This is a genomic window from Novibacillus thermophilus, assembly GCF_002005165.1.
Lineage (GTDB): Bacteria > Bacillota > Bacilli > Thermoactinomycetales > Novibacillaceae > Novibacillus > Novibacillus thermophilus.
In genome coordinates this window covers 720,637-732,910 of the sequence record NZ_CP019699.1, presented here as the reverse complement: position 1 = coordinate 732,910, position 12,274 = coordinate 720,637, and the positions used below count along the sequence as shown (strand labels likewise).

The following is a 12,274-nucleotide window of genomic DNA, read 5'->3' as shown; positions in this document are numbered from 1 at the left end:
AGAAACTCACTTCCGATATTCAGAGAAATCCTGCCTTTTGCTAGTGTATCCTCGTCTTTCTCACATCATCTGCAGGGTAAAAAACACCTTGCCGACCAATTGCTGCTCTTTCCACGCACTCACTTCCACTTTCGCAAATTTACGACTTAATTCGATCACAGACGGTGTCAGCGTCATAACCTCGTCCAACTGGATCGTTTGCAAGAAGTATACCGACATGTTGTCAGGCAACACGTCGCTGTTGCAGTATTCTTTCACGCACCGTTCCGCCGCTTCCGTCATGAGCGTGATCATGACGCCTGAACTGAGCATTCCAAATTGGTTTGTCATTTGCGGTGTGACGCGAACCCGGTATTGTTTTGCCGTCTCCCCGTTATCCACTTCGACCATGTTTTTCACGATCTCGTCCTCGATCGTGTCGCCGCCCTGCGGCATGCGGTTCACCCAGTGCAACGCCTTAATGACGTCGTGGCGGCTGATCACCCCGAGCAGCTGCCGGTCGTCCCCGACGACGGGCACGAGCTCTATTCCTTCCCACACCATCTTGTGGGCAGCTGAAGCGATAGGTGTTGACGGTTGTACCGTAATCGGGTTTTTCGTCATCACCTGCGTAACGTTGTCGTCCGGTTCACGGCCGACGACGTCTTTCGCAGTCACAATCCCTTGCACTCTGCCCGCTTCGTCGACGACCGGGTAGCGGGTGTGGCCTGTTTCAGATGCAAGTTCGTGCCAGCGCTGAATCGTATCCGTTACGCTTAACGTGTACGACGTCTTCTCCGAATCCAAAAGATCGGCAATGAGTATGATGTCCTTTTTGATCAGCCGGTCGTACAGTGCCCGGTTAATGAGGGAAGCGACGGTGTACGTATCGTACTTACTGGAAATGATAGGGAGTTTCAGCTGGTCTGCCAGCCGTTTCACTTCGTCCGACGCATCGAATCCGCCGGTGATGAGCACGGCCGCGCCGTGTTCCAGTGAAAGGCGGTGAGCATTGTCCCGGTTCCCGACGATGAGAAGACTGTCCGGTTCGATGTACTTGACCATTGCCTCCAATTTCATGGCTCCGATCACGAATTTGTTCAGCGTCTTGTACAGTCCGTCGCGTCCCCCAAGAACGTGTCCGTCGACGATTCCGACCACTTCCGCAAAAGTCAAATGCTCGAGTTTTCCGCTCTCCTTCCGCTGGATGCGGACCGTTCCCACACGTTCAATCGTGCTGACGTACCCTTCGTTTTCCGCTGCTTTAATCGCCCGGTACGCCGTCCCTTCACTGACGTTCATTTGTTGGGCGATCCCGCGCACTGAAATTTTCGATCCGACTTCCAGATCCCGGATGTATTGCAATATTTTTTCGTGCTTCGTTGACAACGGCAAGTTCCTCTCATTCAGTCAATACTAGTTTAGATGCTACCATTATTATAGCTTATGTAAAATCGTGAATACTACATGAATAGTACTACCCGCCGTCCCGCAAACACCCGTCATCCATTACATCTGTACATTGCGGCGGTAAAGCCTTTGACGGTCTGCTCTCGGATAGTCTCGCTTACCGCCACGGACCCGCTCTTCCCATTGCCACGTCTTCAAGTTCTTGATCCGCTCTAACTGTTGTTGCTCTTCCCGGTCGACTCCGAGGGCGGAGCGCCAGTTAGCCGCGATGACGAGGATGGCAAAAGCGAGCCATGTAAAGGCAAACCAGCTGGACAAGGACATCTCCAGTTGCAGCGGCAGCCGCGGCAAGGCGAACATGAGGACCGCTAAGCTCAATATAAACGTCGTCAGTCGTTTGTGACGCAAAAGCTGCACCGTACCACCCCTTTTGTAAGTCTGTCACGCCAGGACAGTACATTATATGGTCAAGCTCCCCTCCCTATTCGTGTGAAACACCCTAAAAAGGGCGGTTCGTGCCGGTCACACGGTATACCCTTAGAGAATGTGGAAGCTTAACGCCGATTACATACTGCTTTAGCCTTTTTTCAGAAGGCATCAAGTCGAAAATTACAGTCGGCAACCATAGCGTACAGCATGCGTTGGGAAGATCGGCAATCGACCTGATCCTCGCTTCAATCGGACATTCCAAATATCACGTATACGCTTCTAGGGCCACCTTAGAACCGTTCTTCGCCTCCAGAGTACCCATTAGCGAGAATAGCAGGGTTCGGTGGACTCGGAATCACGATCGCTCTGATAACGTCTGTTTCTGCTTTAGTGGCTTCCGATCTTCTCTACTTTATTCATTTACCGCGCGATCTGACAAAAAGAGTTCGGTCAACGCTTGCACGGCTTAAAAGGGGTCAAGCTGTGGGGCACAGCTGAAAATTGTAGGCGATGTCGCATGGATGGATGTTTCGATACCACTGATCCCTGTTTTTAGACAAAAAAAAGATGTGGTGTCCGACCCACATCGCTGATTAAGGGGGTTTTTCATCGTGTCTTTAGTGTAACGCCCCAATGTTACACACAGGTTACAGACGCTTTACAGTTTGATGATAGACCCCATGCTGTATTGCGGCATCCACCCTATGTCAGACGTGTGCGTTTGAAGAGGGATCTCTGCCGCGACGCACAATGCCTTCTACAGAAACGGCGGTGGCTCTAGAGAATGAGCGATTCCCCACTTTCCAGCACATGGCCTTGAATGCCCTTTTCCTCCAGCTTTTCCACAAAGGCGTGGGCGTCCTGTTCGATGAGTGGGAAGGTGTTGTAATGCATCGGGATCACTTGTTTAGCCCCGACCCACTGGGCTGCTAAAAGGGCGTCATCGGGCCCCATCGTGAAGTTATCTCCGATGGGAAGCATCGCCAGCTCCACATCTTCCAGTTCACCGATGAGCTTCATGTCGCCGAACAGACTCGTGTCACCCGCGTGGTACAGCGTGGTTCCTCCCAAAGTGAGCAACAGGCCCGCCGGCATTCCCATGTACAGGAACTCTTCTTTGCCATCAGGCTGGTATCCCGAACCGTGGAACGCTTGGGTCAACTTGACCCGCCCGAAGTCGAACTGGTGGCTGCCGCCGATGTGCATCGGGTGGTTCTTGGCTCCCTGCCACCCCATGTACACCGCCAGTTCGTTCGGCGCGATCACAGTCGCACCCGTGCGTTTCGCGATGGGAAGGGCGTCTCCGACGTGGTCGTTATGTCCGTGTGTGAGCAAAATGTAGTCCACTTCTACGTCTTCCGGTGATTTTTTCGCCAACGGGTTACCGGACAAAAACGGGTCGATGATGAGCCGTCTGCCCTCGTGTTCGATTTCAAAACAACTCTGCCCGTGCCACGTGATTTTCATCGTCAAATCCTCCTCCTTCATCCGTCGTGATCGTTGTGATGGCGGGCTGCTACCAGAGTATCACGGCCATCAATCCTTGGCAAAAGCCGATGATACCTCCGATCAAAACGCCGATCCACGTGATCAGCTTTAATTCTTTTTTCGCCACGCGCACAATCATTTCCTCCAATTTTTCCAGAGAAAATGTTTCAATTTGTTCAGTGACGAGGGTTTCGAGGTGTAATAAGTCCAGCCATTCTTCCGCGTGGGCGGCCAATCGCTCCAATCCGTACGGAATGGCCCACTCGATCCATCCCTCCACAGTCTCCTGCAGCAGCGGATGGGACCGGAAGCTGTTTTGCTCTGCCCACTCGAGGACGTCCTGGACGCGCCAGTCGAATACGGCTTCACTCACTTGCCTGAGCAAGGTGCGCGTCATGTCGATTCCCCGTGGGGCCGCCAACGCCTGTACGAGCCATTCCTGACTCTTTTCCACCACCTTGTCATCGTCAATCAGCGTCCCGGTCAGCTTCAAGAACCACCCCTGCTTGCGTGTCCAGTCCGCGTAAATCTTGCGCAGTATGTCAGTCCCCTTGTCACTTGTCAAGTAGCGCGTGAAGAGCTTGTTCACTTTCGGCGCCCAATCCATCACGCGCTGCTCAATTTCACGCTTCGCTTCATCGTGGAACCAGTCCCCCACACGCATATCGCGGGACAACTGCAACCGCCGTTCTTCTCGCTCGATCCACGTGCGGAGTGAATCAAACGACGTCTTCCTCCACTTGTCCTTCACCCATTCCGCCACCAGCTTTTGCACCCTTGGACTGCGGACCGTCCGGTTGAGAGCTTCACCGTTCACGAGGTATTCACGCACCGTCCGCCCCAGCTGCAACGCCAGTTCATGGCGGCGTTTCGGAATTAACCCCGGGGTGAAAGGGAGTGCCCACGACCCGATGTACTTCGTGCGATAGGGTCGAAACAACATCGCGATCGCCAGCCTGTTCGTCCCTCCGCCAATGATCCCCCCGATCAGGATACTGCCTATGATGTATAAAACATGATTCAGCACGCGACGACTTCCTTTCTTCTACGGCGCCCCTTTTTTTCACTGCGGATTAACCGCCTACATACTATGAAGTAGTCTTAACGGAGGGGGATCCACATGCCTCAGATGAAATTACATCTTTTCATCGATTCTGACGACACCTTTCCCGGACATGCCGACGTCATCCTCCCCCAGGCCATCGTAAAAAAGTGGCGCATCGCTTTGCATGGTCCCGTTACGCTTTCATGCGGCTCATCTGCGATGGACGCCCGCATTCTGTACAGCCGTAACAACAGTCCAAAACTCACCGTACGCTTGCGCCAAACGGTCGCACACGTATTGGGCATCTACAGTGAGTGTCGAATGAATATCCGCTATACACCGCAACGCCGCCTCTTGCAGTTCGGTCCTCTGCTCGGCATTTTGACCGACGGGATCGAAAAGCGAACGTCCCACGAGCAGCGTTTCGGTGGAATGACCCGCTTCTACACCGAGTGCCATCTCTCAGCAGACGCGCACGGCATCCGAATGTTTGTCTTTTCACCGGAAGATTTAAACGTCCAAAAAAAACAAATTAATGGGTGGACGTATCTTAGAGGACAGTGGAAACAAGTCCCCCACCCGTTGCCAGACGTGATTTACAACCGCATTACGTCACGCCGCATCGAGGCTCAACGCAGTTTGCAACAGAAACTGGAAATTTTGAAAAGGCTCCACCGCGTACAGCTGTTTAACGAACAATTTTTAGATAAATGGCAAGTCCATACCGCTTTGAAAAACGACCCGAGCGTTCGGTTCATGTTGCCGGAAACCCATCTGTACGCAAAGTGGACCCAATTAAAAAGCCTGTTGAGACGCTATCCGGTCGTTTACATCAAACCGGCCGGCGGCAGTCTAGGCCAAGGTGTCATGCGCCTCACGCTCACCGGTACACGTTGTCACATGCAGTATACCACGTTAAACGGCACGATAACCCGATCGAACGTGTCCTTTCAAGAAATTGCCCGTCATATGGCGTGGCGCAAACGGCACTATCAATACTTAATCCAACAAGGACTCCCTCTCATTACTTCTTTGGGGCGGAGTATCGACTTCCGCGTCCTCGTCCAGAAAAACGGCCAAGGCAAGTGGTCGATTACATCGATCGCTGGACGCATTGCAAGTAATACGAACATCGTGTCCAACTTGGCCCGGGGAGGCACGATCGGCACAGTCTCCCACATATTAAAGCAGGTGGATCCCGGACAGCCAAAACCGACCATCCCACAATTACGTCAACACGCCTTAGCCATCGCCCACGCTTTTGAGCGACAGATCCACGGTCACTTTGCCGAGCTGGGCATCGACCTCGCCGCGGACAAAAGCGGTAAAATCTGGCTGTTAGAGATTAATTCAAAACCGTCGAAGACGGATGACTCTGTCACGAATCCGTCCAATGACATTCGGCCATCTGTCGGGAAGACGATGGACTACACGTGTTGTATTACCGGGTTTCCGCAAAAGGCGAGAAAAAAATGAAGGTGATCTGATGACAAACCTGACAGACAAACATCGTGTCCTCGGAATTTTAGCTTGCTCGACGAATCACCACCCACCGTTTGCTGAACGAGCTTACTACGAGCAGTTAACGAAAGTCGGGAAATCACTGGGAGTGGCCATCGTCGTCTTCAGTCCGCGACGAATCGACTGGAGAACGCGGCAGGTGCACGGTTACGTATACAGCCCGGCGTTGAAGCAGTGGTACGCCCACACCACGGCCTTGCCATCCGTCATATACGATCGCTGTTTTTATGTCAGTTCAGCTCATTACGAACGTTATCGCCCATTTGTCCAGAAGCTGCGCCGGGACCCGCAAACGGAACTGTTAGGCGTACCGCTAAAGGGAAGTGGCAGCTCGCACAACTCATCAGACACTCCGAGCAACTGTCCCGGTACTTTCCGCATACAGAACGATATGTCAACCCGGGGAGTGCACGGGCTTTTATCCAACGTTACCGAGCCCTCGTCGCCAAACCGAGCGCCGGGAGCCACGGCAGGGGAATCGTTGCCGTAATGCACCACAAAGCTAGCGGACGCTATCTCATCTTCGGGCGTACAAAGGAAAACACCCCCCTGTCCCAGACGTGTGACACCCTCGACCAAACGCTGGCGTGGTTACATCGGTTTATCGGTCCAAACCGTTACCTCCTCCAGCCTTATTTAAAGTTGCGTACACCGAACCACCTCCCATTCGACATACGCATTCTAATGCAAAAAGACGAACGACACGCGTGGCAGACGACTGGCATCGCTGTGCGAACCGGGCGGCTCCATTCTCTGACGTCCAATTTACACGGAGGTGGGAGAGCCGTCAAATTTAGGCCGTTTTTACTGCAGCTCCCATTTGAACCACACGTTTTGAAACGGATCGAACAAGATATTCGGGTGATAAAAGAGCAGCTACCACCGCTGATTGAGCGGAAACACGGGCGTCTGTGTGAATTGGGCATCGACGTCGGGATTGACGTAGAAGGGCGGGTCTGGCTGCTGGAGGTGAATTCCAAACCTGGACGTCAGGTGTTCAGGCAAGCAGGCGAACGCGAGATGTACCTTGCGGCGATCAGGCGTCCCGTTTTGTACGCCAACGCCTTGTTAAAGCGCCGCGCTTTTGCTGCACCCCCTACTACCGGCGCCCGCCGTGTCGGAAGTTAGTCTCGCTTCTCGCCAGCACAGCTGATGTCATTTCAGCTCTGATGTTGTCTCGACGTTGTTGAAATGACAGTTAAGGTAGCACTGGCGCTAGTCTCGCTTGCTCCCTTCGGTCGCAGTCTCGCTTCTCGCCAGCACAGCTGATGTCATTTCAGCTCTGATGTTGTCTCGACGTTGTTGAAATGACAGTTAAGGTAGGAGGATTCGGAATGAATTCGTACGTTTGTCGTATCCACCGACTGAAGTCGGCACCGACGAAAGCCGTCATCATGACAACATCACTGATACAAAAGCTCAGATGCACACACGGAACGTCCGTCCGGGTCTCTTGCGGGAACAAGCAAGTGATTACCCGCATCGCTTCGGTTAACAGGCCCGGCGACGCGATGTACATTCCCGCCAACATCGCCCACGCCCTCGCGCTGCCGTCGACGTCGACGACACGCGTTACCTTTCAAAACAAAACGTTGCGGATGGGGCCTGTCATCGGCATCTTGACGACTGGTTTTACCGGGTCGTCCCTAAAGCCGTTCGGCGCAAGGACGTCCTTATTTAAGCAGTTTCTCGCAGCTGGTAAAGAGGAAGGTCCTGTTTTTTTTGTGTTCACCCCTTCCATGGTCAATTGGCAGGACGAAACGATAGCCGGTTGGTTCATCCACTATCATCCTACCCTCAAACAGTACATTTGGAAGGCGGATCGTGCGCCGTTCCCCGACGTAGTGTACGACCGGGTGCCAAACCGGAAAAAGGAACTCGAACCTTGTGTGGTCCAGTGCAAAGGGCGTCTATTGAAGCACCGGCACCGCATCCACTGGTTTAACCAAGGTTTTTTTAATAAGTGGAACGTCCATGAGCAGCTGTACAATCATCCGCTCGCATCGTATTACATCCCGGAAACCGTGCGGTCACCGAATGTGTTTAAGCTAAAGGAAATGTTAAACCACCACAGGATGATTTACTTGAAACCGAGCGGCGGCAGCCTCGGGCTGGGCATTATCCGGATTACGTACGACCCGACATACGGTTATTACTGCCGGTACCACGCCCTGCAAACCGGGCGCAATGTTCTGAAGCGCTTTAAGTCCCTGGACCGCCTCGTGCAGCACCTTTTTCCAAACCAGACGGGACTGATTGACCGGTACATTGCCCAGCAAGGGATTCGCCTTATTCGCCATGAAGACCGGCCGGTCGACTTTCGACTGCACATGCACAAAAACGGGAAAAACGAGTGGAAAGTGGTCGGCATGGCAGCCAAAGTGGCCGGGAGCGGCAGTGTCACGACCCACGTCCGAACCGGAGGATCGGTCATTCCTGCCGACACGCTGTTCCAAATGAAATACGGGGAAAAAGGGGCTCACATGCGGAAACAACTGGAGCAGTCGGCAAAGGAAATCGCCGTCGCACTGGAGGAGACGACAGACGGCATTCTCGGAGAGCTGGGAATGGATATGGGATTGGACACGAATCACCACGTCTGGTTATTCGAAGTGAACGCCAAACCGGGGCGTCACATCTTCTACCACCCCTACCTTCGTGCTGCAGGAAGGGAATCTGCTCGTTACATTACCGAATACAGCTTGAAACTGGCCGACTTTATTTAACATTTGAACAGGGAAGTGTGAAACTCGATGAGAAAACACGGTTGGCTCGTATGGAACAAAGGACGTGCTTGGCGCTTCTTCCTGCCAAAGACAGGCAACACCTTCGCGTCAAAACACGTATCTTTCGGATCGAACAGGCTGAACATTCCTGTCACCGCTTATCCTTTTCGACCGGGTGAACTCGGCTTTCCCGTTCAATGTCGTGCAGCCGGAAAGGGTCGGTGGCATCTTCCCCCTTTAATCGGCATCCTGACCTCTGAACACCCGAGCATTCCAGGTTTCCGCGGCAACAAGGCCAATTTCCGGGACATTGTGGAGACCGGGCGGCGCATGGGAGTTCTCGTATTTGTGTTCACGCCAAACGGCGTCAGGGACAGCGCCTCCGAAATCGTCGGGTTTACGCGACATCCGGCCGTCAAAGGCTGGGTGCGCCTTTCGTTTCCCAAACCCCATGTCGTCTACAATCGCATCCCGGATCGCAAGGCGGAACGACAACCTGCTGAACAAACGACGCTGCGCATGTTCCTCGAGAGCGAAGACACCCGGCTATTCAACCCGAGATTTTTTAACAAAGAGGAACTCTGGCACTGGACAGCCAATGACGATACGCTGAAATACCTTCAGCCAGTGACGGAAATATGGGGAGACCAGGCGACGTTGACCCACTTTTTAGACCGGTTCAACCCGTTGTACCTCAAACCGGTCAGCGGAAAAGCAGGCAAAGGCATTATGCAGATCAAGCAAGAGGCCAACAGTTATCTTCTGACATTCGTCACGGGGAGGGGCCGTGAACTGAAACGGTTCCGCACGCGTTTTTCCCGCATCTTGTATGAAAAAGTCAACCGACTCACAAATGGCGAACGGTACCTTATCCAACAAGGGGTGAGCCTCGTACAGTACAACGGCCACCCGTTCGACTTGCGCACCCTCGTCCAGAAAGACAGTGAAGGAGAGTGGGATGTGACCGGATTAGGCATTCGCCTCGCCGGAAAACAGGGCGTGACGACACACGTGCCACGGGGTGGCAGCATCGGAAAGCCAGAAAATATCTTCCCCCGCGTGTTCGGCTCAGAGGCGAAACAGTTGTACAGCCGTGCGTTGGAACTCGCCGTCGCCGCGGCCCGCGCGATCGAACGCCAGTCGGGGCACGCGTTGGGGGAACTTTCCCTTGACCTCGGGATCGATCGAAACCACCGTTTTTGGCTGTTTGAAGCTAACGCCAAACCGATGAAGTTCGATGAACCGCTCATCCGCAAACGTTCACTGGAACGCATCATCCAATACGCTGTCTATTTAGCGGAAGGGAGGGAGAGAAGTGCACATTCGTGAAGTGCCGTACAGTCAGCTGAACAAAGTTCGCCGCCGACTGTTGCACTTCCTCCGTCTGTACGGCGACAAACGCCTCACCCACAAAGCGCTCCGCTGGCTGAGCACGCTGCCGCCTCAACCGTACGAGGAAGGAACAGTCATCGCTGTCGCCCTCGACGGAAGGCGACTGGTCGGCGTCATTGCCATCGGACAGTACGGAAAGGAAGAGTCCATCATCGCCGTAAAGCCGAACTACCGGCAATCCGGAGTAGGGCGACAGTTAGTCCACTACGCACTAGAGCATTTAGACCGCCTGTACGCCCGTGTCGCCATGGACAACATCCCGAGTTTAAAACTGTGCTTCTCCATCGGGATGGTAGCGTTTGACCTGTTTACAGGCGTCACGGGTAAACCGACGCTGTGGCTCGGCATCGGAAAGTGGGACAGGGAAGAAGTGAAATCTTGGTCGTAACGACTGCAACCTTCGTTTGACTGTCTCAAACTAAGGTTTTTTCAATTCGCATTTGTGCAAAAACATAGTATAATTGGGCTGGGTGATCACTGTGGACAAGACTGAACGAGTCAAGCGCGCCATCGCTAAAAAAATGCGGTTTACGACGTCCGTCGTCTTGTGCAGTATCGGCTGTTACTTGTGTCTGCCGCTTACGATCGCTTTTTTCCCACAGGCGGTGCACATCTCCATCTACCACCACTTTCACTTGGGCTGGATACTGTCATTTGCCCAATTTGCAATAACGTGGGGCGTCTGTTCTTTCTACTTGTACAAAGGGAAGCGGTTCGACGACGAAATCGAGCACGAGTTTGACGGAGAGCACACTTGATGAATGCGACGTACTTTATTTTTTTTCTAGCCATCTTGACTGGCACACTCATCATCACCCATTGGGCGGCCAAAAGAGGGACGACGACACACCAGTACTACTCCGCCGCCGGCAATTTAACCGGCTTTCAGAACGGGATGGCGATAGCTGGCGACTACATTAGCGCCGCGTCTTTTCTGGGGACGACGGGTGCCATCGCCTTGCAAGGGTTTGACGGATTCATATACTCCATCGGCTTTCTCGTTTCATACATTCCCCTCTTGCTCGCCATCGCTGAACCGGTGCGCCGCCTCGGGATGTTTACACTGGGGGACGTCATTGAAACGCGCTTCCCCGGAAAACACATGCGCTTGACCGTCTCCCTTTGTACGCTGATCATCACGATTTTGTACATTATTCCCCAACTGGTCGCATCCGGTCTGTTAATCCACTTGCTCCTCGGAGTCGACTACACGGCGTCGGTCATCATCATCGGCAGCCTGATGACGATCTACGTCGTTTTCGGCGGGATGATCGCCACATCGTGGGTACAAATCGTCAAGACCGTCTTACTCATGTCCGGAACGTTTTTGCTCATGGTCATTGCGTTATCCCGCTTTAACTGGAGCATTTCACGTCTGTTGCACGAGGTGAGTGCGGCCTCACCGTTTAAGGAGCAGTTTTTTTATCCGGGGCACTTGTTCGCCGATCCGGTGGAAGCCTTCTCCCTCAGTTTGACGCTCGTTCTCGGAACCGCAGGGCTCCCTCACATTCTCATACGTTTTTTTACCGTTCAAGACACACCAGCCGTCCGCCGTTCGGTCGTCACCGCCACATGGATCATCGGCCTCTTTTACGTCATTACCCTAGTTCTCGGATTTAGTGCCGTGGCACTTGTCGGATGGGACGAGCTGTACACCGTGGACACTGCAGGCAATATCGCCGCCTTGCTCCTCGCTCGCGAGCTGGGAGGCGATTTCCTCACGGCTTTCATCACGGCGGTGGCCTTCAGTACCATCCTGTCTGTCGTCACGGGACTACTCATTGCTGCCACGTCATCCTTCAGCCACGACGTCTACAACCATATCCTCCGCAAGGGGCGGGCGACGGAGCGCGAACAACTGCGAGTGGCCAAAATGACGGCTGCCACCGTCGGGTTTACGTCTATCCTCCTTTCTTTGAAGCTGGAAGGTTTTAATGTCGCTATTCTCGTCTCGTTGGTGTTTGTCGTCTCCGCTTCCACCAACTTGCCGATTTTACTGCTGACGTTTTATTGGAAACGCTTTAACTCGATTGGGGTTGTGAGCGGGACAGTTGCAGGTTTAGCCACTTCCTTACTCCTCGTCGTGACAGGGCCGTACGTGCTCAACGTCATTCCCCTCTCCAATCCCGGTATTATCGCTATCCCCTCCGGTTTTCTCGGTGCGGCCGTCGGAACGCTCATCGCCGGGAAAACCACTGACGACCGGCATTTTCAGCGATTCTGGTTCTTATCGCAAACCGGCAAGTCGCTTTCAAAAAAGGCGAATGACAAGGGAGGAAGGTGA

The 12,274-nt window shown here is 53.5% G+C and carries 11 protein-coding genes; 7 read left to right on the top strand and 4 right to left on the bottom strand.

Translation table 11 applies throughout. From position 1 onward, the window contains the following. Window positions 1-60: 60 nt before the first annotated feature. From B0W44_RS03590 to B0W44_RS03575, 4 genes are all read right to left on the bottom strand, one after another. The gene (locus tag B0W44_RS03590) at window positions 61-1,368 is read right to left on the bottom strand and encodes a DRTGG domain-containing protein (protein ID WP_077718810.1); all 1,308 of its coding nucleotides are present in this window, start codon (window positions 1,366-1,368) and stop codon (window positions 61-63) included. 120 nt (window positions 1,369-1,488) lie between these two features. Then, window positions 1,489-1,806: a hypothetical protein gene (locus tag B0W44_RS03585; protein WP_077718809.1), complete on the bottom strand. Its 318-nt coding sequence runs from the start codon at window positions 1,804-1,806 to the stop codon at window positions 1,489-1,491. A gap of 789 nt (window positions 1,807-2,595) precedes the next feature. Beyond that, entirely contained in the window at window positions 2,596-3,285 is a 690-nt protein-coding gene (locus B0W44_RS03580) for a metal-dependent hydrolase (RefSeq protein WP_077718808.1), read from the bottom strand. A 49-nt stretch (window positions 3,286-3,334) separates the two neighbouring features. After that, window positions 3,335-4,333, bottom strand: a complete 999-nt coding sequence (locus B0W44_RS03575; RefSeq protein ID WP_077718807.1) for a DUF445 domain-containing protein — start codon at window positions 4,331-4,333, stop codon at window positions 3,335-3,337. A gap of 93 nt (window positions 4,334-4,426) precedes the next feature. Between B0W44_RS03575 and B0W44_RS03570 the strand changes: the two genes are divergently transcribed. The 7 genes from B0W44_RS03570 to B0W44_RS03540 all read left to right on the top strand — a co-directional run bounded on the left by B0W44_RS03570 (window position 4,427) and on the right by B0W44_RS03540 (window position 12,274). After that, on the top strand, window positions 4,427-5,827 hold the full coding sequence (locus tag B0W44_RS03570) for a YheC/YheD family endospore coat-associated protein (protein WP_077718806.1): 1,401 nt from the start codon (window positions 4,427-4,429) through the stop codon (window positions 5,825-5,827). Between the two features lie 219 nt (window positions 5,828-6,046). Further along, window positions 6,047-7,000: a YheC/YheD family protein gene (locus tag B0W44_RS03565; RefSeq protein ID WP_169835401.1), complete on the top strand. Its 954-nt coding sequence runs from the start codon at window positions 6,047-6,049 to the stop codon at window positions 6,998-7,000. Between the two features lie 206 nt (window positions 7,001-7,206). Continuing rightward, the gene (locus B0W44_RS03560; RefSeq protein ID WP_169835400.1) at window positions 7,207-8,598 is read left to right on the top strand and encodes a YheC/YheD family endospore coat-associated protein; all 1,392 of its coding nucleotides are present in this window, start codon (window positions 7,207-7,209) and stop codon (window positions 8,596-8,598) included. A gap of 27 nt (window positions 8,599-8,625) precedes the next feature. Continuing rightward, window positions 8,626-9,927 carry a YheC/YheD family endospore coat-associated protein gene (locus B0W44_RS03555; protein ID WP_077718803.1) on the top strand — a complete coding sequence of 434 codons (1,302 nt, stop codon included), beginning with the start codon at window positions 8,626-8,628 and terminating at the stop codon, window positions 9,925-9,927. Beyond that, window positions 9,914-10,378 (top strand): GNAT family N-acetyltransferase, encoded by a 465-nt coding sequence (locus B0W44_RS03550; RefSeq protein ID WP_077718802.1) that lies wholly within the window; start codon window positions 9,914-9,916, stop codon window positions 10,376-10,378. Before B0W44_RS03555 ends, B0W44_RS03550 begins: the two co-directional genes overlap by 14 nt. Window positions 10,379-10,469: 91 nt before the next feature. Then, window positions 10,470-10,748, top strand: coding sequence for a DUF485 domain-containing protein (locus tag B0W44_RS03545; protein WP_077718801.1), 279 nt, complete (start codon window positions 10,470-10,472; stop codon window positions 10,746-10,748). Beyond that, on the top strand, window positions 10,748-12,274 hold the full coding sequence (locus B0W44_RS03540; protein ID WP_077718800.1) for a solute symporter family protein: 1,527 nt from the start codon (window positions 10,748-10,750) through the stop codon (window positions 12,272-12,274). The genes B0W44_RS03545 and B0W44_RS03540 overlap by 1 nt, the downstream gene beginning before the upstream one ends.